23 protein-coding genes are annotated in these 24,223 nt (G+C 32.0%); 19 read left to right on the forward strand and 4 right to left on the reverse strand.

All coding sequences use genetic code 11. The features are described from left to right. The first annotated feature begins 152 nt into the window (after positions 1 to 152). Both IM744_RS05760 and IM744_RS05765 read left to right on the forward strand, forming a co-directional pair. Complete coding sequence (locus tag IM744_RS05760) at positions 153 to 2,636, forward strand: zinc-dependent metalloprotease (protein ID WP_194507152.1); 2,484 nt, start codon at positions 153 to 155, stop codon at positions 2,634 to 2,636. A 118-nt stretch (positions 2,637 to 2,754) separates the two neighbouring features. Then, a complete protein-coding gene (locus IM744_RS05765; RefSeq protein WP_194507153.1) occupies positions 2,755 to 3,465 on the forward strand; it encodes a hypothetical protein in 711 nt (236 codons plus the stop codon). Here IM744_RS05765 and IM744_RS05770 read toward each other — a convergent pair. Continuing rightward, positions 3,460 to 3,717 carry a hypothetical protein gene (locus IM744_RS05770; protein ID WP_194507154.1) on the reverse strand — a complete coding sequence of 86 codons (258 nt, stop codon included), beginning with the start codon at positions 3,715 to 3,717 and terminating at the stop codon, positions 3,460 to 3,462. The genes IM744_RS05765 and IM744_RS05770 overlap by 6 nt on opposite strands. A gap of 26 nt (positions 3,718 to 3,743) precedes the next feature. Between IM744_RS05770 and lpxD the strand changes: the two genes are divergently transcribed. From lpxD to IM744_RS05840, 14 genes are all read left to right on the forward strand, one after another. Continuing rightward, on the forward strand, positions 3,744 to 4,733 hold the full coding sequence (lpxD, locus tag IM744_RS05775) for a UDP-3-O-(3-hydroxymyristoyl)glucosamine N-acyltransferase (RefSeq protein WP_194507155.1): 990 nt from the start codon (positions 3,744 to 3,746) through the stop codon (positions 4,731 to 4,733). 60 nt (positions 4,734 to 4,793) lie between these two features. Further along, a complete protein-coding gene (locus IM744_RS05780) occupies positions 4,794 to 4,985 on the forward strand; it encodes a cold-shock protein (protein WP_194507156.1) in 192 nt (63 codons plus the stop codon). A 148-nt stretch (positions 4,986 to 5,133) separates the two neighbouring features. Then, positions 5,134 to 6,657, forward strand: coding sequence for a phage tail sheath family protein (locus IM744_RS05785; protein WP_194507157.1), 1,524 nt, complete (start codon positions 5,134 to 5,136; stop codon positions 6,655 to 6,657). A gap of 239 nt (positions 6,658 to 6,896) precedes the next feature. After that, positions 6,897 to 8,225 carry a TolC family protein gene (locus IM744_RS05790; RefSeq protein ID WP_194507158.1) on the forward strand — a complete coding sequence of 443 codons (1,329 nt, stop codon included), beginning with the start codon at positions 6,897 to 6,899 and terminating at the stop codon, positions 8,223 to 8,225. A gap of 11 nt (positions 8,226 to 8,236) precedes the next feature. Beyond that, on the forward strand, positions 8,237 to 9,442 hold the full coding sequence (locus tag IM744_RS05795; protein ID WP_206694468.1) for an efflux RND transporter periplasmic adaptor subunit: 1,206 nt from the start codon (positions 8,237 to 8,239) through the stop codon (positions 9,440 to 9,442). 5 nt (positions 9,443 to 9,447) lie between these two features. Beyond that, a complete protein-coding gene (locus tag IM744_RS05800; protein WP_194507159.1) occupies positions 9,448 to 10,191 on the forward strand; it encodes an ABC transporter ATP-binding protein in 744 nt (247 codons plus the stop codon). 2 nt (positions 10,192 to 10,193) lie between these two features. Further along, positions 10,194 to 11,414 (forward strand): ABC transporter permease, encoded by a 1,221-nt coding sequence (locus IM744_RS05805; protein WP_194507160.1) that lies wholly within the window; start codon positions 10,194 to 10,196, stop codon positions 11,412 to 11,414. 41 nt (positions 11,415 to 11,455) lie between these two features. Then, entirely contained in the window at positions 11,456 to 12,754 is a 1,299-nt protein-coding gene (locus tag IM744_RS05810) for an Lcl C-terminal domain-containing protein (protein WP_194507161.1), read from the forward strand. Between the two features lie 31 nt (positions 12,755 to 12,785). Then, positions 12,786 to 13,184, forward strand: a complete 399-nt coding sequence (locus IM744_RS05815) for a DoxX family protein (protein ID WP_194507162.1) — start codon at positions 12,786 to 12,788, stop codon at positions 13,182 to 13,184. 16 nt (positions 13,185 to 13,200) lie between these two features. Next, on the forward strand, positions 13,201 to 14,235 hold the full coding sequence (locus IM744_RS05820; RefSeq protein WP_194507163.1) for a sensor histidine kinase: 1,035 nt from the start codon (positions 13,201 to 13,203) through the stop codon (positions 14,233 to 14,235). Between the two features lie 63 nt (positions 14,236 to 14,298). Continuing rightward, positions 14,299 to 15,621, forward strand: coding sequence for a YHYH protein (locus tag IM744_RS05825; RefSeq protein ID WP_194507164.1), 1,323 nt, complete (start codon positions 14,299 to 14,301; stop codon positions 15,619 to 15,621). Beyond that, positions 15,621 to 16,220, forward strand: coding sequence for a YbhB/YbcL family Raf kinase inhibitor-like protein (locus IM744_RS05830; protein WP_194507165.1), 600 nt, complete (start codon positions 15,621 to 15,623; stop codon positions 16,218 to 16,220). Before IM744_RS05825 ends, IM744_RS05830 begins: the two co-directional genes overlap by 1 nt. Before the next feature lie 7 nt (positions 16,221 to 16,227). Then, positions 16,228 to 17,253, forward strand: a complete 1,026-nt coding sequence (locus IM744_RS05835) for a hypothetical protein (protein WP_194507166.1) — start codon at positions 16,228 to 16,230, stop codon at positions 17,251 to 17,253. Positions 17,254 to 17,293: 40 nt separating this feature from the next. After that, positions 17,294 to 18,028, forward strand: a complete 735-nt coding sequence (locus IM744_RS05840) for a LytR/AlgR family response regulator transcription factor (RefSeq protein ID WP_206694469.1) — start codon at positions 17,294 to 17,296, stop codon at positions 18,026 to 18,028. An 18-nt stretch (positions 18,029 to 18,046) separates the two neighbouring features. Here IM744_RS05840 and IM744_RS05845 read toward each other — a convergent pair whose 3' ends face one another. Next, positions 18,047 to 18,688, reverse strand: a complete 642-nt coding sequence (locus IM744_RS05845; RefSeq protein WP_194507167.1) for a thiamine phosphate synthase — start codon at positions 18,686 to 18,688, stop codon at positions 18,047 to 18,049. A gap of 202 nt (positions 18,689 to 18,890) precedes the next feature. Here IM744_RS05845 and IM744_RS05850 point away from each other — a divergent pair, with 202 nt between their 5' ends. The 3 genes from IM744_RS05850 (at position 18,891) to IM744_RS05860 (ending at position 21,242) form a co-directional block, all read left to right on the forward strand. Continuing rightward, the gene (locus tag IM744_RS05850) at positions 18,891 to 19,898 is read left to right on the forward strand and encodes an LLM class flavin-dependent oxidoreductase (RefSeq protein ID WP_194507168.1); all 1,008 of its coding nucleotides are present in this window, start codon (positions 18,891 to 18,893) and stop codon (positions 19,896 to 19,898) included. Positions 19,899 to 20,096: 198 nt separating this feature from the next. After that, positions 20,097 to 20,396 carry a hypothetical protein gene (locus tag IM744_RS05855; RefSeq protein ID WP_194507169.1) on the forward strand — a complete coding sequence of 100 codons (300 nt, stop codon included), beginning with the start codon at positions 20,097 to 20,099 and terminating at the stop codon, positions 20,394 to 20,396. A gap of 255 nt (positions 20,397 to 20,651) precedes the next feature. Beyond that, positions 20,652 to 21,242, forward strand: coding sequence for a DUF6515 family protein (locus IM744_RS05860; protein WP_194507170.1), 591 nt, complete (start codon positions 20,652 to 20,654; stop codon positions 21,240 to 21,242). Positions 21,243 to 21,552: 310 nt separating this feature from the next. Here IM744_RS05860 and IM744_RS05865 read toward each other — a convergent pair whose 3' ends face one another. Together IM744_RS05865 and IM744_RS05870 are read right to left on the reverse strand one after the other, a co-directional pair. Beyond that, positions 21,553 to 22,521, reverse strand: a complete 969-nt coding sequence (locus IM744_RS05865) for a sugar phosphate isomerase/epimerase family protein (RefSeq protein ID WP_194507171.1) — start codon at positions 22,519 to 22,521, stop codon at positions 21,553 to 21,555. Positions 22,522 to 23,038: 517 nt separating this feature from the next. After that, the gene (locus IM744_RS05870; RefSeq protein ID WP_194507172.1) at positions 23,039 to 24,223 is read right to left on the reverse strand and encodes an acetate/propionate family kinase; all 1,185 of its coding nucleotides are present in this window, start codon (positions 24,221 to 24,223) and stop codon (positions 23,039 to 23,041) included.

The following is a 24,223-nucleotide window of genomic DNA, read 5'->3' on the forward strand; positions in this document are numbered from 1 at the left end:
TACAAACTAATAGAAAATCATACTATCGCTATCCTTATCATTATTGTCTCATTTGCTAAAAGCTATACAAAGGCATTAAAATTTTGTAAAATTCATCAATACCTTATTGTGTTTTATTAATTTTAAGGAAAATTCGAAAAAGATCACTAAATATGAAAAAAACGTTTCTATATGCATTGGTATTAGTATTTTCTTTTATGCCAATAACACATCAAGCACAGTCTACAAAAAACAAACGCAAGAAAAAAAACAAAACAGAAGCTTTACAGTCAAAAGCGACGCCTAAAAAGAATCAAGGTCAAATTAAAGATTATGACAAGGTCATCACAAAAGATGCTGTCACAGACGAAGGTTTATTTAAAGTTCATAAAGTAGGGGACAAGTACTATTTTGAAATACCTAATGAACATTTAGGAAAAGACATGCTTTTAGTAAGCAGAATTGCTAAACTCCCATCAAATTTGGGAGGTGGATATATGAATGCAGGAACAAAAACAGGAGAACGACTCGTAGCTTGGGAGCGTTTTGATAAAAAAATATTAATAAAAGAACGTTCATATAATTCAGTAGCAGAGGAGGAGTTACCTATTAGTATATCTGTAAAATCAAATAATTATGAACCTACATTATTTGCTTTTGATATTGCAGCTTTTAGTAAAGATTCTACTGCTGTAGTGATAGATGTAACTAAGTTTTATAGTACAGATGTTAAAGCTATTAGTGGCTTGCAAGGACGTTTAAGGACGACTTATAAAGTAAGAAATCTAGATGCTTCTAGAAGTTTTATTAATGGTATGAAAAGTTTTCCGAAGAACATAGAAGTCGTACAAGATATGACCTATAACGCGTCACAACCACCATCTGCTCAATCTGCAGAGACGATTAGCTTACAAATGAATCAATCCATGATTTTACTGCCTGAAGTACCAATGCAACCTCGTTTTGCAGATGATCGGGTAGGTTGGTTTACATACAGTCAGGTTGACTACGGAAGTAAAAAACTGAAAGCAGATCGCAAAACATACATTCGTCGTTGGAAATTAGAACCAAAAGATCCTGAAGCCTATGCAAGAGGAGAATTAGTAGAGCCTATAAAACCAATTGTGTATTATCTAGATCCAGCAACACCAGAAAGTTTACGAAAATACATAAAGGAAGGGATTGAACTTTGGCAAGGTCCTTTTGAAAGTGCAGGTTTTAAAAATGCTATTATTGCTAAATATCCTCCAACAAAAGAAGAAGATCCAGATTTTAGTCCGGAAGATATCCGATATTCTGTCATAAGATATGTAGCAAGTGAAACTAGAAATGCAATGGGTCCAAGTGTATCAGATCCTCGTAGTGGTGAAATAATTGAGAGTGATATTATTTGGTATCACAACCATTTGCGTTCATATAGAAATCGTTATTTGTTAGAAACAGGAGCTGCAAACCCAAGTGCAAGAACTTTGGACACTTCTGAAGAAGAAATTGGAGAAATGATGAAAATGGTTATTGCTCACGAGGTTGGTCATGCACTAGGATTGCCTCACAATATGAGTGCTAGTAAAGCTTATGATGTAGAGAGTTATAGAAATGGCGCTTTTACTCAAGAGTTTGGGATTGCATCTACAATTATGGATTATGCGCGTTACAATTATATAGCGCAACCAGGTGATCAAAATATCAGGTTTATTCGTCAAATTGGACCTTACGATCATTATGCAATTAATTGGGGATATCGTGAAATTCCAGGAGCTAACTCTGCAGAAGCAGAAAATGTGACCCTCGATAAATGGATTATGGAAAAAGCTGGTGATGCTAAATATGTCTTCGGAAAGCAGAGCAGCAGATTTGATCCTACGTCGCAAACAGAAGATATAGGAAATGATGCTATAAAAGCTTCAGATTATGCGCTTAAAAATTTAAAATATGTTGCGCAAAACCTTCCGCAATGGACGAGTAGTCAAACTAATGATTATGATGATTTAGAAGAGTTATATGGTGAATTATTAGGTTGTTATAATAGATATGTAGGTCACGTTTTAGGAAATGTTGGTGGTGTTGAAGAAAACTTGATTACACCAAGCCAAGGCGGAATAGCTTATCAAGCTGTTCCGAAGATATTACAACAACAATCCATACAATGGTTGCATAAAAACGCGTTTGAAACACCTCGTTGGCTGGTTGATAAAACCATGCTTCAAAATATTGATTATAATGGATACACTGAGCGATTAAGACGCTTACAAAGTAGATATTTAAACTCATTATTGAGTTTTGATAAGTTAGGTCGCTTAATAGATCATGAAAGTATTGATGCAACAAATTACAGTGCTTTGACTATGATGCAAGATTTAAGAAAAGGCGTGTTTTCTGAAGCTCTTGTTACAAAAAACGTAGATGTTTACAGACGTAACTTACAACGAGCGTTTGTAGATCGTATGGCATTTTTAATGACAGAGGATTTAGAATCTAATAGAAGAGATGATTATTTCAATGTTTCACAATCAGATATTAGAGCAATCGTTCGTGGAGAACTCAATACTTTAAAACGTCAAGTTGCTTCCGCAGGAAACAGACAAGTAAATACAGTAACTAAGTACCATTATAGAGATTTAGTAAAGCGTATTGAAGAGATTCTAGATCCTAAATGATTTAATCCCGATAGCTATCAGGACTGAAAAAAACTAGATTAAAACACCTTCTTGCTTATGTTGAGAAGGTGTTTTTTTTATTGTTTATATTTGGGTAATCAACTAAGCTAAATACAAAATGAAGCTATTTCATAAAAAACGATTTCAATTATTAAGAGGTGCGAGATTGAGTAAATACTTAACTTATGCTTTTGGAGAAATTTTACTCGTTATTATTGGGATTTTAATTGCTTTAGGTATTAATAATTGGAATAACAATAGGCAATTAACCAATATAAATAACGAGCTTACTAAAAAAGTAATAAAACAAATTGAAAGAGATATCCAGAAAACTAAAGCTTTTCAAAAGGATTTGGACACCATTCAAAATATTTATTTAAAAGCATTAGATCGTGATTATGATAGGTCAAAAGTTAAAATGAATTCCATGGTGAGTACATTATTATATGATGTTTATGATTTACCATTAGATCAAACTGCAATTAATTTGATTGATAACGCAACACTAGATAATAGTGCACGATCTAAGGAACTCATTGCTGTAAGTAGTATGTATAAATTGTATGCAAAAAATATTAATGATATTGAAAATATAATCTATGAGAAGTTAGCGTCTAATTTATCTGAAATTGAAAAAACCGAAAATTGGTACGTTGAATTAATCACAGACTACAAATGTAAAGACGATTGTATTCGTTATTTAAGTAGTGCTAAATTTAAATCTAAAATAGCCTCATTACGATTTTTGTATGTTAATCTCTATGGAGATCTTGTTTATGGATTTGAGAATGACTTAGAAGGGTATAAATTACAATTAGAAAAATTATGAGTTTAGAAGTCTAAATTTTTGGTCATCAAACATTTTATTAAAAGCAATAGCAACATGTTTTTCTTTGTAAGCTTTTAATTCTTGTATACTATTAAAGCCACCTGCAGTATAATCTAATCTAAATGTTCTAAATATAAAGCTTCTAAAGAGTAGAGTGATTTCTATATGTGTAAGGGTAGATTTACTTGATTTTAAAATCCCGAAGTATAACAAAATGCAATCATTTATTACGATTTCAGTATATTGTAGCAAATTAACCTATAGATAAAATTATTGTAATGAAATCATTGACCATACAAGAGATTAATACCTTATTAAACGGAGAAGTTTTAGGAGAAACATCTCATCATATAACTGGATTAGAACAAATTCAAAAAGCAAATAACAATCAAGCGACATTTATAGGAAACCGAAAATATGCTGCCATGTGGGCAGACTCTAATGCATCGTTAGCAATTGCAAATGACAACATAGATATAGAACCTGGTGATAACCGAGTTATTATTAAGGTGAAAAATGCCGATTTAGCAATGGCTAAATTACTAGAAGTGTTTGCACCAGAAGCACCACATTTTGAGACAGATATTCATCCTTCTGCAAACATTGATCCTTCAGCAATAATAGGAGAAGGCAGTAAAGTTGGAGCAACTTGCTACATTGGTAAAGATGTCGTTATTGGTAAAGGCGTGATATTATATCCAAATGTGACCATTCTAGATGAAACAACTATTGGAGATTATACTACAGTGTGGTCTGGTACAGTGATTAGAGAACGTTCTGTTATTGGGAGCCATTGTATTTTTCATATCAATGTGAGCATTGGAGCAGATGGTTTTGGTTATCGTCCAAGTGATGATGGTAGAGGATTGGTTAAAATTCCACACATAGGAAATGTAATCATAGGAAATGCTGTAGAAATTGGCGCTAATTCTTGTGTTGACCGCGGAAAGTTTAGCTCTACAATTTTAGGCGATGGATGTAAGATTGATAACTTAGTTCAAATTGCTCATAATTGTATCTTAGGTCGTTCTTGTATTATGGCAGGAAGTAGCGGATTGGCAGGTTCTGTCACACTTGGTGACGGAGTAATAATTGGAGGAAGCGCTTCTATAAAAGATCATACAACCATACACTCTGGTGCCACTGTTGGTGCAGGATCTGGTGTTATGAACGATGTGCCAGCTGGAAAAACGGTATTAGGATATCCAGCAGTAGATTCTAGAGAAATGCTAAAACAATGGGTTGCTTTAAGAAAATTAGCACGCTAATTAATTTGTGGCATCATCTTTGCTTTCTTATTAGTATTAATAATAAATTATATTACAATTATGAGTAAAGGAACAGTAAAATTCTTCAACGATGCTAAAGGCTTCGGATTTATAACAGAAGAAGGTTCAGACAAAGATCACTTTGTGCACATTTCAGGATTAATCGATGAAATTCGCGAAGGCGATGAAGTTGAATTTGATCTTACAGAAGGAAAAAAAGGATTAAACGCAATTAACGTAAAAGTTATCTAATATACGCTTAACCAAAAATTGGAAAGCCCATCACTATGTGATGGGCTTTTTTTATGCAGAAAATTAATTAAAAACCTAACTATGAGTTGATTGATGTGGTATTTTACAAACATAATTGCTTACTTTTATAGATGTTAATTAAAATATTATGGCTGGTAAATACAAATCCCCTGGAGTTTATATAGAAGAAATAAATGCATTTCCTCAGTCGGTTGCAGAAGTGGCAACAGCAATTCCTGCTTTTATTGGTTATACTGAAAAAGCAATAAGAGATGGTCAATCTTTACTTAATACACCTGTAAAAATCACATCAATACTAGATTATATAGCGTTTTTTGGAGAAGATTTTAATGCTAAATTTGATATTTTAGAACCAGAGCTAAATGAAGCTAGACCAATTATAACTATCAATGGAACTGATAAAATCATTGATTACGCAACAAACAATAAAGCTTTTATGTTTAAAAGCCTTAAGTTTTTCTATGCAAATGGTGGTAATGAATGTTACATTGTTTCTGTTGGGACTTATGAAAATCAATCGTCAGCAGATATTGATGTTGATGCGTTATTAGGAATATCAAGTGGTTCACAACCTTTTGAAGGTTTAAACGCATTAAAAAACGAGCAAGAACCTACTATGGTTGTCATTCCAGATGCGGTAAATCTTAGCTCTAGCTATTGTTATAGTTTATATCAAAAAGTACTTGAGCATTGTGCAGAGATGCAAAATAGGATTGCTATTTTTGATATTCACTCTGGATTTAAAGCCAGAAGTATAGTAGGAAGTCAAGATGATATTATTACAAATTTCAGAGAAAATATAGGAACAGAACACCTGAGTTATGGTGTTGCATATTATCCTTGGCTCAATACTAATATTCAACAAAACAGAAACCTTACATTTGAGCATATTAACCTTGAGTTAAGTGCTTTGTCAAATTTATTACCAGAAACGACAACAACGACTTTAATAAATAATTATATAGACTCTTCTAACACTAGCCAAGATAATAAACGATTGCTTCATTTAGAACTTTTGAAAGCTAGTCCAACATACGGTACAATTATAAATGGCATTCATGAAGTTTTAAATTTGCTTCCGCCTTCTGCAGCAATGGCAGGAATTTATTCTAGAATTGATGCTCAAAGAGGTGTTTGGAATGCTCCAGCAAATATTAGTGTTGCTGCTGTAGTTAGTCCGTCGGTACAAATTTCAAATAGTGATCAAGAAAATTTGAATGTGGATTCAATCTCTGGTAAATCAATTAATGCGATACGTACTTTTCCTGGTAGAGGAATACTCGTTTGGGGAGCAAGAACTTTAGATGGTAATAGTGGAGAATGGAGATACATCAATGTTAAACGAACCATCATAACAATTAAGGAATCTATAAAATTAGCAATTAGTTCATTTGTTTTTGAGCCTAATACAGCGACTACCTGGGTTTCTGTTAAAAACAGGATTGAAAGCTATTTAAATGCACTTTGGAGAGATGGTGCATTCGTAGGATCTAGTCCTAGAGAAGCTTTTGGTGTTCAAATTGGTTTAGGTAGTACAATGACTAGTTCAGATATTTTAGAAGGAAAAATGAAGATTACTGTATTCGTGGCAATGATTAAACCTGCAGAATTTATAGTTATGAACTTTGTACAACAGATGCAGGAATCTTAAAAAGAACGGTTGTCTTATTATTTAATATTTCCGAAGAAAAAATAAAGTCTTAACTCAATTAAAGTTTTTGTTCTCAAATATATGCATTCATGTGTATTCATTCTTTAAGTTGAAAAGCACTAAAATCTCATCGATAAATTAGTGCCTTTTGTATAGTCAATTCCCTCAAACGTCTATTACGCTTTATTATAGTAGTACATAGTTTCACCTTTGAAGTGTTAAATATAAACACTCAAAAAATGAAACGCTTTTTAATCATCTTATCCATACTAATCTCACAGATTGCCTTAGCGCAAGAGGTCGGTTATGAGTCATCAAAAGTTTGGTCTTTAGAAGATTGTCTTGAATATGCAGTAGAAAACAACATTACCATAAAAGATGCTGCTCTTAATAAAAATCAGGCTGCAGTAGATTACAGCAAAGCAAAATCTTCTAGATTACCAGACCTTAACGGTACAGCTTCTCAAACATTTTCTAATGGTAATTCTATTGACCCTATCACAAGTGATTTTGTCACAGATCAAATTTATAGTACAAACGTGAGTCTTAGTAGTTCTATGACGTTGTTTCAAGGAAATCAAATTAATAACCAAATAGATCAAAACGAATTGCTCCTCAATCAGAGTGTGTTTTTAGAAGAAGAAACTAAGAACAACATTATGGTGAGCATCTTGGAGAATTACTTACAAATCTTATATGCTAAAGAAGGTATTATTATAGCCGAAAACAACTTAACTGCTTCAGAGAAAGAAGTAGAGAGAGCTAAGGCGAGATTAGATGCAGGATCTATAGCTTTAAGTGATTATACTGAAGCACAAAGTCAAGCTGCAACTAATAAATATGCCATTATTACTGCAAAAAACACGTATCAACAATACATCATAACCTTAAAACAATTATTAGAGTTAGATCCAACTCAAAATATAGAGATTCAAACGTTGGGAGATGATATAGACTATTTGAATCTTGAGCTCGACAAAATGACAATTTACAATAAAGCTTTAGGGATTTTACCAGAGGTTAATGTGAGTAAAATTGGAGTAGAAGCAAGTGAAAAGGACTTGGATATCGCTAAAGGTGGCTTTTTGCCAACCTTATCGCTAACAAGTAGTCTTGGCTCTGGTTACACAAGTGTAAATGATAATAATTTTTCAGATCAATTTAATGTCAACTTTAACCAACGAATTGGCCTGTCATTAAACATTCCTATTTTCAATAGAAATCAAACAAAAGCTAGTGTACAAACAGCACAAATTAATATTGAAAAAGCACAAATTAATCAACAAACAGTTCAAAAAGAAGTATATAAAAAAGTAGAGACAGCTTATCAAAATGCTACATCTGCACAAGAACAATTAATAGCTTCTGAAGCTTCTAAACTAGCAGCAGAACAAACTTATAAGCTAGCACAAAAAAAATATGAATTAGGTGCTTTAAGTACCACTGATTTAGTGATAAGTCAAAACACGTATACCAATGCTCAACAAAATTATTTACAAGCAAAATATTTAAGTGTTCTATACCATCAATTATTACAATTTTATCAAGGAAACGACATCAAACTTTAATCAATAGTATTATGAAAAATAGTAAGAAAATAATAATAAGCGTCATAGTTTTAATAGTACTTGGCATAGCAGTATTCTTTTTTATAAAAGGTGATGATGCCATAATCATAGAAGCTAAAACCGTTGCAGCAAAAAAAGAAAATGTGACGACTATGGTTACAGCAACAGGAACTATTGAACCAATAAATCAAGTAGATGTTGGTACGCAAGTTTCTGGAGTAGTAGAAGAGATTTATGTGGATTACAATAGTGAAGTAAAAGAAGGGCAACTTATTGCCGAGTTAGATAAAACAAATTTAAAGGCGTCGTTAACACAAGCACAAGCAGCATATGATAATGCTGTAAGTCAAAGAAATTACACAAAGACAATTTATGATAGACAAAAAACACTGTTTGATAATCAGGTTATTAGTAAGTCAGATTTTGATGATGCAGATTACAATTACCAAACAGCAAAAGGTACAGTGACGCAACGTTTTTCAGACTTGCAGTCTGCAAGAACAAATTTGGGTTACGCTAATATTTACTCACCTATAGATGGTGTTGTATTATCAAAAGACATAGATGAAGGACAAACCGTTGCAGCAAGTTACAGTACACCAACGCTATTTACAATAGCTCAAGATTTAAAAGAAATGCAAGTAGAGGCAGATGTGGATGAGGCTGATATTGGACAAGTTAAAGATGGTCAACGTGTAGAGTTTACTGTAGATGCCTATATAGGAGAAACATTTACTGGTGTGGTGACACAAGTTCGTTTGGATCCCACAGTAACCTCAAATGTAGTAACTTATACGGTTGTAGTTAAAGCTGAAAATGAAGACCTAAAACTGAAACCAGGATTAACAGCCACCATTTCAATTTACACATTAGAGTTAAATGATGTCTTAACAGCGGAAGCAAAAGCAATAAACTTTACTCCAGAAACTGAAATGTTAGCAACATATAATATGCATCATAATTTAACTGAAAATAATAGTGACATTGTTAAAAAAGAAAATACACTTTGGGTTCTTGGAAAAGATAAAAGCATAACACCTAAAACGGTGAAATTAGGAGCTAGTGATGGCGTAAATATTCAGGTTTTAAGCGGAATTTTAGAAGGAGATAAATTAGTGTATAGTTTAAAAAGTGTTTCTAAATCTGAAGCGCAAGCAGGAGGTACAAATGAGAGTCCATTTATGCCACAACGTCCAGGAGGTAACAAAAAGAAGTAAAAGCCATGAGTAAAGAAATCATTAAAATAGAAGATTTAAAACGTGAGTTTACCATGGGAGCGGAAACGGTACGCGCTTTACGAGGTGTCTCTTTTACAATAAATGAAGGAGAATTTGTTACAATAATGGGCTCTAGTGGTTCGGGTAAAAGTACTTTATTAAATATTTTAGGATGTTTAGATCAACCAACTTCTGGAAATTATGAAATTGATGGTGTAAAAATGAAGGATTTAAGTAAAAACCAACTAGCTACTATACGAAACGAAAAAATAGGCTTTATTTTTCAATCTTATAATTTATTGGCAAGAACATCAGCATTAGAAAATGTAGAATTACCCTTGTTCTATAATAGTAAAGTGTCTTCAGAGGAGCGAAAAGATAGAGCTACAAAAGCAATAGAAATGGTTGGTTTAAGCGACAGAAAGGACCACACACCTTCTCAACTTTCAGGAGGTCAACAACAACGTGTGGCTATTGCAAGATCATTGGTGAACAACCCAGTTATGATTCTTGCAGATGAGGCTACAGGAAATCTAGACACAAGAACTGCTTACGAAATCATGTCTATTTTTCAAGAGTTAAACAAACAAGGTATTACCATAGTATTTGTAACTCACGAACCAGATATTGCATTATTTAGTAATAGAACTATTGTATTAAAAGATGGTAATATTATAAAAGATTATCAAAATCATAATATTCAATCTGCAACAGAAGAATTAGCAAAATTACCTAAACAAGACGATTAATTATGAGACTATTAAATTTATTAAAAATCGCATTTAAAGCTATCGTTCTTAACAAAATGAGAACCTTGCTTACCATGTTAGGTATCATCATAGGTGTAGCATCTGTAATTGCGATGTTAGCCATTGGTGAAGGTTCTAAGGAAAGCATCCGTACCACAATTTCAGCTATGGGTTCTAATATGATTACCATTAGACCAGGAGCTGATGATAGAGGTCCTGCAAGAGGAAGTGGAGGTGATGTGCAAACATTGACTTTAGATGATTACGAAGTTATAAAAGAAAAAGCCACAACGCTAAGTTATATTACACCTATAGTAAATGGAGGTGGACAAGTAATTAATGGTTCTAACAACTGGCCAAGTACTATTTACGGAGTAAATCCTGATTATTTAAATATTAAAGTAGTCGATTTACAAAGTGGAAGTATGTTTACAGATGCAGAGGTGAAATCGGCTTCAAAAGTGGCTTTAATTGGTCAGACTGTTGTAGATAATGTGTTTCCTGACGGTCAAGAACCTGTAGGACAAATGATTCGTTTTGATAATATTCCGTTTAAAGTCATTGGAGTTTTAGAAGAGAAAGGAGAGAATACATTTGGGCAAGATCAAGATGATGTGGTTATTGCGCCTTATACAACTGTACAGAAACGTATTTTGGCTATCGATTATTTAAATCAAGTTATGGCTTCTGCCATTAGTGAGGATGATGCACCAGAAGCAGTGACTCAAGTCACAGAAATTTTACGTTCGCAACATAAATTATTGGATAGTGAAGATGATGATTTTACGGTTCGTTCTATGGAAGAATTAATTTCAACATTTAGTTCAACCTCAGAAATGTTAACTATTTTATTGGTGGCAGTTGCTAGTATTTCTTTGTTAATTGGAGGTATTGGGATTATGAATATTATGTACGTTTCTGTAAAAGAGCGTACTAAAGAAATTGGACTAAGAATGGCAGTAGGAGCTAAAGGAGCAGATATTTTAATGCAATTTTTAATTGAAGCTATTTTAATTAGTATTACAGGAGGTTTACTAGGAGTATTACTAGGTTTAGGAGCAACAGTCTTCATAGAAAAATTTCTTAATTGGCCGACAAGCGTCGCTTTATATTCCATTATAATTTCGTTTGCTGTTTGTGCAGTAACAGGTATATTTTTTGGCTGGTATCCTGCAAGAAAAGCTTCGGCATTAGACCCAATTACAGCTTTGCGTTACGAATAAGAAACATTGAAAAATAAGTATAGAAACAAAATATAGTAATTATGAAAACATTAAAAAACACCACAACAAAAGTTGTAACTTTAATTGTGTTACTCATTTTTACAATCCAAGCATGTAAAGATAAAAATTCAAGTATACACCCAATCACTAATGCTGTACAGAATTATGTACAGGTTGCTACTGGTCAAGTGACTTTGTATGATGAAGATGGCAACGTACTTCGATCTTTAAAACCAAGTGATTCACTTTTTGGTCAAGATGCTAATTATCTTAAAGGCAAAAAAATGTCTTATCAAAAAAATGAAGAAGGCATCGCAACAGATTTAAATACAGGCTTAATGTGGCAAGAAATCCCTACAACAGAAGGCTTTGATTGGGAAGATGCCAAAGCTTATTGTGAAAACCTGGAGCTAGGTGGTTATGATGATTGGAGAATGCCAACAGCAAAAGAATTATACTCAATTAGCGATTTTAGTGAGGGTTGGCCTTATTTAGATACAACTTATTTTTCTCTGGTAAATAATACGCATGTCGATAAAAGTGAACAATATTGGACAAGCAATAAATACGTTGGTCATACAGAAGAAGGACAATATGCTGCTGCCTTTGGTGTTAACCATGCTACGGGTCATATTAAAGCTTATGCAGGAGAAGAACCAAAGGATAGAGGTGATCGTAAAGGTCCTCCTCCTGGAAATCAAAGACCACAAGGACAAGAAAGTGAAAATGGAGAAAAAGGAAATAGACCTCCACCTCCAGGAAATGGTGAGCGACCAACAGGTAACCCAATGTTAAAGCATGTTCGTGCAGTTCGTGGTAACACTTATGGTATTAATGATTTTTATGATAATGGAGATAATACTATTACAGATAAAGCATCAGGTTTAATGTGGTCTAAAAACGACAGTGAAAAAGGTTTAGATTGGAAAAATGCACTTTACTATGCGGAAAATTCAACCTTGGCAGAATATTCAGATTGGCGTTTACCTAATGTAAAAGAACTTCAAGGTATCGTCGATTATGATTATGCGCCAGGTGCTCAAGAGTCAAAACAAGAAGGACCTGCTATAGATCCAATTTTTAATATTTCAGAAATTACTAATGAAAATAGCGATTTAGATTATCCATATTTCTGGACTAGTACTTCTGCACATTTTCAAAAAGGAAAACCCTTCTATTACGCATGGTATGTTGCTTTTGGACGCGCTGTGAATAATGAAGGTTTAGATTTTCATGGAGCAGGAGCCGTAAGGTTCGATACAAAATATGAAAATGGACCAGCAAGCGAAGGTGGTGAACGAATTTATAATTACGTTCGTTTGGTGAGAAACTTGAAGTAATATAAGTTGTTTAATTAAAATTATTGATGTTATGAAAAAGGATATAGACTTCGGATTATTGTTATTAAGAATAGTAATAGCAGGATTAATGCTATTTCATGGCATTGCAAAATTAAATAGTCTCACAGGTATCGAAAATATGCTTGCAGAAGCTGGTTTGCCTTCAGTGATGGCATATGGTGTGTATATTACAGAGCTAATAGCACCAATATTGATTATAATTGGATATAGAATCAGATTAGCGTCATTAGTGTTTTTTCTAGGGATGATTGCTGCACTTATTTTAGCACATTCAGATCATATATTTACTATTTCAAAAACAGGAGGTCTAGAAATTGAATTACTTTTGTTATATGCATTTGGAGGTTTAGTATTCTTTTTTACAGGCTCTGGAAGCTATGCAGTATCTACTTCTAATAAGTGGGATTAACAATAAATACTATAAAATGCATAAAAATAAAAAAATAAGTATCCTTTCACACGTTCTAGTATGGCTTGTGCTATTTAGTATGCCATATCTTTTATCATATGGACAAGAGCAAGAAATAAATAGAGTTATAGCTCATTTCTGGATTCCATTAGTGTTTTATGCTTGCATTTTTTACATCAATTATTTTGTTTTCATAGATCGGTTTTTATTCGAAAAAAAAACAATTCAATTTATTTTAATTAATGTTGTCATTATTGCTTTCTTCATATTTTTAAAAGAGCAAATTGAAGTTACCTTTTTTGAAGAGCTTATGAAAAAGCGAGATAATACTAAAGGTGAAGGTCCTCCTTTTAAAATGTTTGTTTACATCCAAATGCTATCTTACATGGCACCTTTATTATTTTCTATAGCAATAAAGAGTACAAAACGATGGATAAAAACGGAAGCAGAACGCAAAGAAGCCATAAATGTAAAATTGAAATCAGAGCTTCAACATTTACATTACCAATTGCAACCGCATTTCTTTTTTAATTCTCTAAACAATATTTATGCTTTGGTAGATATTTCTCCGGATAGAGCGAAATCATCAATCCATAGTTTAAGTAAATTAATGCGTTATATGCTATATGAAACAAGTGTAGAGTCTGTTTTATTATCTAAAGAAATAGACTTTATGAAAAAGTATATAGAATTAATGAAGCTTAGAATCTCAGATAAAACCAAAGTGAATTATAACTTCCCTGAAGAAGAAACAGGTATAACCATTGCTCCGTTATTATTTATCTCATTAATTGAAAATGCTTTTAAACATGGCGTTTCTGCTAGTAAAGAAAGTGAAATCACTATAAAGATGACTATCATTGAACAAACTGTTCTATTTACTATTGAAAATGCTAATTTTCCTAAAAAGACAGATGATAAGAGTGGCTCAGGAATTGGACTTCCAAATATCGAAAAACGTTTAGAATTACTTTACCCAAACAAAAGCAGTTTTAAAACATTTATAAAGGATAATCATTACATCGCACAATTAGAAATTGAAACCGACTAAATGATAACCTAATAGCATCTCATCTGTGTCATTCTTAAGATTTAAACTTTTAAACTAAAACATATGAAATATAAAATTCTAGTTATCTTTTTCTTTGTACTATTCGGCAATCTTTTTGCTCATGAAGGTGGACATGGAGTATTATTGAAACAATGGAGTTTGAGAGCTAATAACGAAATAATAAATGCAGATTTCATTAAATATGAAAATAATAAAGTCTGGCTTATGGCTAGTGATCACAGTCTTAAAACTTATAAAATTTCAGACTTTTCTAATACCGATCAAGAATTTATTAAAACCAAAAATGAAATCATTCAATCATTAAATGGAGAACATATCTCTGATTTAAAATCTCAGTCATTATCAAAATGGAACATTTTACTTATAGCGTTAGGTGGTTTCCTTTTGTGTTTCTCCGCTTTTAAACTGGTAAAACGAAAACAAATAGTGCACTTAACTTATGGAACTCTTGGTTTAGGTATAATTTTATTTGTATCCTGTAAAAACATTAAAACGGACAAAGAAAGTGTGATAAATGTGCCGCAAAATGATATTTCTATCATGCAATCTTTTTTCGAAAAATTTGATGGAGTCGAAACGCATTCAGATGAAAATTATCTATATGTTTCATCAAATGGCTTGCCTGATCACGATATGATGGTAGGTATATCTAATTGGCAACAACAAGTGCCAATTAATCAAAATTATACAGGAAGTAACAGCTGGGCAATACCTATTCATCCAAAATTGGCAGAACATCCACTTTCTACTAAAACGAACTTGCTTAAAGGCGCAATTGCTGTGGCTGTCAATGGTATTCCTATTTTTAACCCCTTAAATAATAGAGGAGAAGATGCCAATGCTATTGGAGAATTAGATAATTGGGGAGGACATTGCGGACGTGCAGATGATTATCATTACCACTTACCACCATTGCATTTACAAGACCAAGTTGGTGCGGGAAATCCTGTAGCATATGCTGTTGATGGTTTTCCTGTGTATGGAAAAACAACAGATACACTCGATGAGTATTTAGGTAAAATGAATTCCGATGGCTCTTATCAATATCATTCCATAGAAAAGTATCCTTATTTTATTGCTGGTATGCGAGGTGAAGTAAAATTAGATCTCAAAACGGAGGCACCAGAAAATCAGGTTTTCCCTCAACCTAGAACACACGAACTACGACCTGCATTAAGACCTTTAAGAGGTGCTGAAATTATTGATTTTGAATCTTTAGGCAATAATGCGTATTCCTTAATTTATAGTTTAGATTCAAAAGAATATATTATAAATTACCATTGGGACAGTGATGATAAGTATACCTATGAATTTATAAGTCCAGATGGTACATCATCTATTGAAACCTACAAACCAAGAAAATAATGAAGCACTCAATTTACTTATTCACGCTACTATCTATTTGCTTTATTTCTTGTAAAAACAACAATTCAAATGCTACTAAGGTAAATCATGATGATTTTATAACTCTAAATTCAAATTTTAAACTCACTAGTAAAGCAGTAGCAGATGGTGTTTTACGCGATGCCTTTAAATGTGAAGAGAAAATAAATGATGTAGAAAACTCCATTCCGTTATCATGGCAAAACGTTCCTGAAGGCACTAAATCCTTAGCTATTGTTATGTATCATTATCCAAAAAAAGATGATAAAACCGAAATTAATTCATATCTTTTATTGTGGGATATAGATCCTAATGTTACTGAAAAACCTTATAAAATGGCTCCTAATGGAGATTGGTATTTAGGAGCTAATAAAGATGGTACTGCTATATCATATACATCACCTTGTTCTCATGGAAAAGGGAAACACGAATATACCATCGCTCTTTATGCATTGGCTGAAACGCCTACTACTTTGCCTAAAATGAATACTTTAGATGTAAATCACAATGTGTTTATGAATGCAATGGCTACAGTAAAAATTATAGACAGAACAACTTTAACATTTTTAGACACTAAATAAATTACTTATGAAACCTATTAAAAGCACATTATTAACACTTGTTTTTATATCAATTACAACGATGGGTTGTAAAAACAGTAATAAAACAGTACAAACCAATACAATAACACAAACCGATACAACTATTTATAAAGGTACAGCTTCTGTATCTCAAGGACCAGCAACAGTTGTAACTGAGAATGTTTTTGAATGTGATAGAGGTAGAGAAGCACCAATTGGAACAATAATAGCAACAGATGGCACTAGTTGGACAGTTCCTGCATTGGTTAGTTTTACCGATGACAGTTTTCCTTTTGCATCAGATTTATTTAACCCTTGTACTAAGGTCGAGTATAACTCTGCAGATGAAGCCTTATCTGCTTTAGACGGAACAGATATTATAGAAATAGATGAAGGTGGAGAAGTAATTACAGCTTATATTTTTGCTGATAATTATTTTGAAATGTACATAAATGGTGTTCCTGTCGGTAAGGACAATGTGCCTTTTACACAATTTAATTCTAATATTGTTCGGTTCAAAGTGAACAAACCTTTTACCATTGCGATGAAGTTAGTGGATTGGGAAGAAAATAGTGGTTTAGGCTCAGAGAGCAATAGAGGTAAAGCATTTCATCCTGGAGATGGAGGTATGGTAGGTGTTTTTAAAAATGCTAACAATGAAATTATTGCCACTACAAATTCTAATTGGAAAGCACAGACATTTTACACAGCTCCAATAAAAAACTTGTCTTGTGTTTCTGAAGAAGATACTTTACGTTTGAGTACCAATTGTAATGCAGATGATTCTGACGATGGCACTTCGTACTATGCCTTACATTGGAAAATACCTTCAGATTGGCAATTGCCAAATTTTAATGATAGCGAATGGCCAAGCGCATCTGAATATACTAATAATGTAATAGGTGTTGATAACAAGCCATCTTATACCAACTTTACTAATATTTTTGATGATAGTTCTGCAGATGCTAGGTTTATATGGTCTTCAAATGTAATTTTAGACAACGAGGTACTTGTTAGATATACTGTTGATTAAACTTTAGAAAACTCTTCTATATTTATTATAAATTTAAATTATGAGCAATATAAAAATCACCTGTGTTATTGTAGACGATGAACCTATGGCACTTAATCTAGTAGAAAGCTATGTTGAAAAAACACCTTTTTTAGAATTAAAACAAAAGTGTAGCAGTGCGATTGAAGCTATGGAGTTTATTAAAGAACATCCAGTAGATCTATTATTTTTAGACATTCAAATGCCTGATTTAACAGGGATTGAGTTTTCAAAAATGTTACCAAAAGACACGCGTGTTATCTTTACAACAGCATTTGATCAATACGCTTTAGATGGTTTTAAGGTCGAAGCTTTAGACTATTTATTGAAACCTTTTGATTATGCAGAGTTTCTTGCTGCTGCTAACAAAGCAAACACTTGGTTTGAATTGGTAAAAGGTAAATCTCAACATAATATTTTCGAAGAAAAAGAATTCCTTTTTGTAAAATCGGAATACAAGCAACTACGTATTAAACTTGCCGATGTCTTGTACTTTGAAGGCCTTAAAGATTATATAAAAATATGGTTGAAAGATAATCCGAAACCTATTTTAACACTCATGAGTTTAAAATCTTTAGAAGAAGAATTACCAGATGCGCAATTTATGCGTGTGCATCGTTCATTCATTGTATGTTTAGATAGTATTGATGTTATTGAGCGCAGTCAAATAATTATTAATGAACAGCGTATAACCGTATCAGAGCAGTATAAGCCTAAATTCTTAAAATTTGTAAATAATAATTCTTTACTGAATTAAAAGCTCTAGATTCATGTCTTATTCAAATATATAACGTTGTTCTGCTGTTGAAGAGGCATTTAGCAATTGGTTAAATGTCTTTATAGAATCAAAGTTTTGCGTAATGGCTTCGGATACTGCAATACCAGAAATACCTGCTTCGAGTATGTCTGTAACATCTTCTGTAGTGATGCCTCCAAAACCTATAATTGGGATAGGCGTTTTCAAAACATCTGTAATGGCAGTATAGCCTTTTAAACCTAAAACTGGACTCAAATTCTCTACTGTTGTTTCCTTAAAAGGCCCTAAACTAATATAATCAATATGCTTATCTAGTAATAACTCACAATCTTGCAAAGTATTAGCTGTTCCTCCAATCATTTGCCAAGTTTCTAAATGTTTTCTAACTATAGTAGGGCATGCGTCTGTTTTTTCTAAATACACACCATCTGCTTTAATGGTTTTTGCTACTTTATAATATCCTTTAATTATTAATCTGGTTTGAAAATGAGATGTGATTTTTATAGCTTCTTGAGCTAACTTTAAAATCTTTTTTTCTGAAGCATTTTTATAACGTAATTGCACTAATTCTACACCAGATGCACATGCTTTTTGGATGTTTTCTAGAAGTTCTTTTGGTGTGTCTCCTTGAGAGATATAATGTAGTTTAGGTATAATCATGACTTATGTGTTATGTTCAGAATAAATAATATAATCTGCTGCAAAAATACGACTATTATAATCACCTAAAGTCTTCAAGTTGGTTACAAACTCTAAAATTTAATTAACAATTATTTATACTAAAACTATACTGTATTATGTAATTTTACTTCAATAAAAGCGACTATAATAAACATAATAGTACAATTGATTATTGCTACTTATGAAAACGCATCACACCTTATATTCTATCTTAGATCTTGCATTAGTTTCTAAAGATCATACATTAAAACAAACCTTTAATAACGCATTAGAATTAGCACAAAAAGCTGAAACATTTGGATACACACGTTATTGGTTAGCAGAACATCATAATTCATCAAATATCGGTAGTACTGCAACCTCTGTATTAATTGGTTATGTTGCTCAAGGCACAGACACACTTCGTATTGGATCTGGTGGAATTATGCTCCCTAATCACTCACCATTAATTATTGCAGAACAGTTTGGAACATTAGGCTCATTATATCCTAATCGAATTGATTTAGGTTTAGGCAGAGCACCAGGAACAGATCGTGAAACTGCTGAAGCTATTCGATCTGATTTTATGCAAGCTGCACAATCTTTTCCGAATGAATTAGAAAAAATTCAAAAGTATTTTTCTACGGAAAATGTAACTTCTAAAGTTCGTGCTACTGTAGCAGAAGGTGTTGATGTACCTATTTATATTTTGGGTTCTAGTACTGATAGTGCGCACTTAGCAGCAAAAAAAGGATTGCCTTATGCTTTTGCTAGTCATTTTGCGACGACACATTTATGGGATGCTTTAGCTATTTATCGTAAAGAATTTAAACCTTCTAAAGTATTGCAAAAACCGTATACGATAGTAGGTGTCAATATTATTATTGCAGATACTGATGAAGAAGCGCAACGTTTGTCTACGTCATTAATCCGGATGATTGTTGGGTTATTTACAGGGAAACGTGATGCTGTGCAACCACCAACTGAAATGACTAACGATCTTGAACAGGTTTTACAAAATCCTCAAGTACACCAAATGCTGAAATACTCTTTTATAGGAAGTAAAGCTACGGTTAAAGCTCAAGTAAAAGAATTTATAGAACAAACTCAAGCAGATGAGCTTATTGCTGTGACCAATATTTATGATATCAAAGATAGAATACGATCTTACGAGTTATTTGCTGAGATTATGGAGGAGTTAAATGCATGAGTGTGATTGAAATTAATTAAATTAATTATGAATTATTAATGTTAGTAAATCAAAACACTTTTATATCACTAGCATTTTTTATTTCGTCTATAAATTTACTTAATTCACAGGTGAATAAGCGCTGTTTGTCTATTCCTTTTTTTAATACACGTATGTAAAGCTACATTTGCATCAAAATTAAAAAATCAAATACATATCATGAAAAAAGTAACACTATTATTAGTTGTAATTATAACAATTTCTAATTGTAATAGCGTAAAAGATGTCAATACTTCAAGCATCTCTCAAGCTGCAACATTATTAAGTTCATTGAGCTCTAATTCTACAGTACAACAAATTACGAGTCTCTTTAATTTATTAGACAGTAATAATGATGAATCTATTAGTTCTAATGAAGCAATTGGATCTGTAGCAGAAAACTTTGATGTTTTGGATATAGATAGTAGTTCAAGTTTAAATCTTACAGAGTTAACGGGTTTACTTAGTTTATTGAAATAATATTTTTTTGAATTGGTCTAAAAAGAAGGTATATCTTAATGATGTACCTTTTTTATTTATACCTAATAGAAGCAACTAATCCTTAATGATATTTATAATATCTATAAAATTACCTCATTCGTAGATACAATTTAGGCAATCGTCTATTTGCCTTTTTTTGAACACTTTATACAGATACCTTTAAACTATTATAACAAAATAGAGTCTAAGTATTGATAAATAAAAAGAAGTTTAATTTTTTAAATGATATAAACTATGAAAGCATTTTTTAAAACAGTCGTTTTACCAACATTGTTTATTGTAGCTATTACAACACAAGTTTCAGCACAAACAAGACGTAACACAAAAGAGAAAACAGAGGTAAAGACTACTAGAAAAACAAATACTATTAGCAGAAGAGTACCAAGTACCAGAGTGACTTATAAAAGAGCTACACGTAAAGTTGTTTCTGTAAGAAATGTGCCAAACAGAACAGTTATTAGACATAACGGACAAAACTATTATTATGCAAATAACAAATATTACACACAGTCTAGAGGTCGCTATATTGCTATTGCTCCAAAAGTTGGTTTTAGAATAAAAGTATTACCTATAAATTACATAATAGTTCGATTTAATAACTATAACTATTACAATGCTCAAGGTATTTTTTACGTACAAATAAATAACGAATATGAAGTTGTAGATCCAGAAGTAGGAACCATAGTTTATGAACTTCCTGAGGATTATGAAAAAGTAATCATTGATGGACAAACCTATTACGAATATGCAAATATCTTATACGAAAAAGTACAAGTAGATGGTACAAGAGCTTATGAAGTTGTAGGTATCATTGACATGGAATAAATATGAAAAAGAATAATTGATTTGATTGGTTGATTAGTAGTAGAAAAGGAGGATAGTTATCATAGCTATTCTCCTTTTTGATTTTATTATTATAATAATAAAAATTAGAATATTCATCACAAGAACCATTTGTTAATATAGTATAATATTCAGTTAATATTGATGTTTTAATATTGACTTTGTGTACTTATATTAAACCAGGCAATATTGGATGAAACATAAAGTAATTGATTCTTGAAATCGCTAAAAAGAAACATTCAATATACAGACATAAAGCTCCAGATAATTCTGGAGCTTTTATTTTATAATACTATTCTGAACGTTTCCAAGCATCTTTTATATATTCTAAATCTTTTTTTAGATATCTAAAAACTTCTTTTTTATTTATGTTTATTGTTGAAAGTCCTTTTTCTGCACCACCTAAGTCATACTCTGCATGAAGTGAAACAGGAACATTGATTTTATATTTTTTCAGCAATGAGAAATAACGTTTAAAGTCAACCATACCTTTACCTAAAGGAACGTTAATTGGTTTCCATTGCCCATCCACAATTCCCCATTTAAAATCTTTTAAAACTATAGAGTTTATAAACGGTTTTATACGTCTTAATCCAAGTTCCCAACTCTCACCACCTTCAACAACAGCATGCCTAATATCATATTGGCAACCTATGAATTTACCTTTGGTTGCTTCTAAAATTGGAAGAAGATCCCAAATAGGTGCACCAACATGGTTACCTGCATGATTTTGATAGCTTCCAATAATTCTTAACTTTTCGTTTAGGGTTTCTAATTCTCTAGCCTGTTTTCCAAACAACGTTTGGCTTAAGGTAATTGATTTATCTTCTGGATATTTCAACCAATCTGTTCTATAATTAGTAAAACCTAGATGACTAGCAGTTTCTAATACCGTTTTATGTGTAATATTGTTAGCATCCCAAACATTTGTAGACATCATTTTGGGACTAAGACCCTGTTTTTGCATCGCTTCAACAGCTTTAGGTAAATCGTCAATTACATGTTCTGGTAGCACATGACCTTTTCGTCGTACTGTTAAATCTAATCCATTAAAACCCATTTCTGCAGCAGCTGCAGACATTTCATTATAATTAAGAAATTGTAAATGTTTAGAAAACAAATGAACATTAAGTTGGTCTTGAGGTACTATTATTTTTTTTTCTAATTCGTTTTGAAAAGAGAGTAGTGGAAGACTTGCTATACCCATTGTTGAAAGCTTAGTAAATTCTCTTCTAGAATAGAAGGTTTGACGCTTACTCATGTTGTCGTGTGATTTGTAAATAGTTTATATGGTAAGTAAGATAATTATTTTTGATGAGCTTTTTAATCTTCTATTCTATTGATTACTTATTTTTAAAACCATAAATTTTTATAAAAACGAGTAATATATACTTAAATCATTAAGCTTCATTCTTTACAATAATTATAATAAAAGTACTATATCTTAACAAATATTTGCGACAGTGCTATGTGTAGGGGTAAAATAGCACATGTATGTGATAAAAATGTATAGTTGTTATTATGTTTTTCTTCGGAAATTTGCACCAGAGATATTTTGTATTTCTCATTAAACGTTAAAACAAAAACCAATGAAAAAAAATATAAGAGTTAACCAAACTAAAAAAAGAGTTCTTAATTTATTGAAAAATATTATCAGTGGATCTGAAACTTTTTCAAATACATTTTATATCTAAGTTTTGAACTTAGTAAAATTTAAGTACTAAAGGTGTTCTGTTGAGCACCTTTTTTAATTCAAAAGTATTACTTAAAACCTTAAGTTAATTTACCAAATTATAAGCCTGTTTAGCAATTTCTAATTCTTCATTTGTTGGTATCACTAATACTTTTGTTTTAGATGTTGTTGCATTAATTTCTCGTATATCTGAAGATCTTAAATCATTTTTATTGGTGTCTAAATTAATTCCGAAGTAATCCATTTCTGTACATACTTTTTCTCTAATATAATTTGAATTTTCACCTATTCCTGCAGTAAAAACAATAGCATCTAATCCATTCATAGCTGCAACAAAAGCACCAATGTATTTTTTAATTCTATAAGCATTCATTTCTAAAGCTAATTTGCAATCTTCATTTCCTTTGGCAGCTTGTGCTTCTATATCTCTTAAATCACTGTAACCCGTTAAGCCTAACATGCCACTTTCTTTTGTAAGCAACGTTTTTACTTTATCCAAATCATACCCCAAACTATTGACTAAGTAAAATACAATGGCATGATCTATATCACCACTTCTAGTTCCCATAATTAAACCATTAGATGGTGTAAAACCTAAATTATGATCTATACTTTTACCATTTACAACAGCAGTCATACTACAACCATTTCCTAAATGAATTGTAATTATTTTAGACGTTTTAAGCTTTAAATATTGCAGTGCTTTTTCTGTTACATATTTATGACTTGTGCCATGAAAACCATACACTTGAATCCCGTGTTCTATATACAATTTGTTAGGAATAGCATACCTTTTAGCTTTTTCGGGTAAAGTTTGAAAGAACGCAGTATCAAAAATGGCAGCTTGTTTTGCATTAGGAAAAAGTTGCTCAGCAACCACAATTCCTTCCAAATTATTAGGATTATGTAAAGGCGCTAAAGCTGCAAATTCATTAATTTTTTGCTTAACATCTTCGGTAATTAAAGTCGTGTTAGAAAAAGCATTTCCTCCATGAACTACACGATGACCAATAATTTCAATGTCATCAGTATTTTTTATAACGCCTTTTTCAGGATCTAATAATAAATCTACAACGTTTTTTAAACCTTGATTATGATTTTCTATAGGAAGAATCTCTTTTAAATTTATATGATCTGTTTTATAGTTTATGATAGCATCCTTTTCTCCAATACGTTCTACCAATCCACTACAAACTAATGTTTCCGAAGGCATCTGTATCAATTGAAATTTTATGGAAGAACTTCCAGAATTAATGACTAATATGTTCAT

Source organism: Psychroserpens luteus (assembly GCF_015319355.1).
Lineage (GTDB): Bacteria > Bacteroidota > Bacteroidia > Flavobacteriales > Flavobacteriaceae > Psychroserpens > Psychroserpens luteus.

Coding starts and splice junctions, on each gene's coding strand:
- IM744_RS05760 (WP_194507152.1), top strand. CDS start 153: ATGAAAAAAACGTTTCTATATGCATTGGTATTAGTATTTTCTTTTATG.
- IM744_RS05765 (WP_194507153.1), top strand. CDS start 2,755: ATGAAGCTATTTCATAAAAAACGATTTCAATTATTAAGAGGTGCGAGA.
- lpxD (WP_194507155.1), top strand. CDS start 3,744: ATGAAATCATTGACCATACAAGAGATTAATACCTTATTAAACGGAGAA.
- IM744_RS05780 (WP_194507156.1), top strand. CDS start 4,794: ATGAGTAAAGGAACAGTAAAATTCTTCAACGATGCTAAAGGCTTCGGA.
- IM744_RS05785 (WP_194507157.1), top strand. CDS start 5,134: ATGGCTGGTAAATACAAATCCCCTGGAGTTTATATAGAAGAAATAAAT.
- IM744_RS05790 (WP_194507158.1), top strand. CDS start 6,897: ATGAAACGCTTTTTAATCATCTTATCCATACTAATCTCACAGATTGCC.
- IM744_RS05795 (WP_206694468.1), top strand. CDS start 8,237: ATGAAAAATAGTAAGAAAATAATAATAAGCGTCATAGTTTTAATAGTA.
- IM744_RS05800 (WP_194507159.1), top strand. CDS start 9,448: ATGAGTAAAGAAATCATTAAAATAGAAGATTTAAAACGTGAGTTTACC.
- IM744_RS05805 (WP_194507160.1), top strand. CDS start 10,194: ATGAGACTATTAAATTTATTAAAAATCGCATTTAAAGCTATCGTTCTT.
- IM744_RS05810 (WP_194507161.1), top strand. CDS start 11,456: ATGAAAACATTAAAAAACACCACAACAAAAGTTGTAACTTTAATTGTG.
- IM744_RS05815 (WP_194507162.1), top strand. CDS start 12,786: ATGAAAAAGGATATAGACTTCGGATTATTGTTATTAAGAATAGTAATA.
- IM744_RS05820 (WP_194507163.1), top strand. CDS start 13,201: ATGCATAAAAATAAAAAAATAAGTATCCTTTCACACGTTCTAGTATGG.
- IM744_RS05825 (WP_194507164.1), top strand. CDS start 14,299: ATGAAATATAAAATTCTAGTTATCTTTTTCTTTGTACTATTCGGCAAT.
- IM744_RS05830 (WP_194507165.1), top strand. CDS start 15,621: ATGAAGCACTCAATTTACTTATTCACGCTACTATCTATTTGCTTTATT.
- IM744_RS05835 (WP_194507166.1), top strand. CDS start 16,228: ATGAAACCTATTAAAAGCACATTATTAACACTTGTTTTTATATCAATT.
- IM744_RS05840 (WP_206694469.1), top strand. CDS start 17,294: ATGAGCAATATAAAAATCACCTGTGTTATTGTAGACGATGAACCTATG.
- IM744_RS05845 (WP_194507167.1), bottom strand. CDS start 18,688: ATGATTATACCTAAACTACATTATATCTCTCAAGGAGACACACCAAAA.
- IM744_RS05850 (WP_194507168.1), top strand. CDS start 18,891: ATGAAAACGCATCACACCTTATATTCTATCTTAGATCTTGCATTAGTT.
- IM744_RS05855 (WP_194507169.1), top strand. CDS start 20,097: ATGAAAAAAGTAACACTATTATTAGTTGTAATTATAACAATTTCTAAT.
- IM744_RS05860 (WP_194507170.1), top strand. CDS start 20,652: ATGAAAGCATTTTTTAAAACAGTCGTTTTACCAACATTGTTTATTGTA.
- IM744_RS05865 (WP_194507171.1), bottom strand. CDS start 22,521: ATGAGTAAGCGTCAAACCTTCTATTCTAGAAGAGAATTTACTAAGCTT.
- IM744_RS05870 (WP_194507172.1), bottom strand. CDS start 24,223: ATGAACATATTAGTCATTAATTCTGGAAGTTCTTCCATAAAATTTCAA.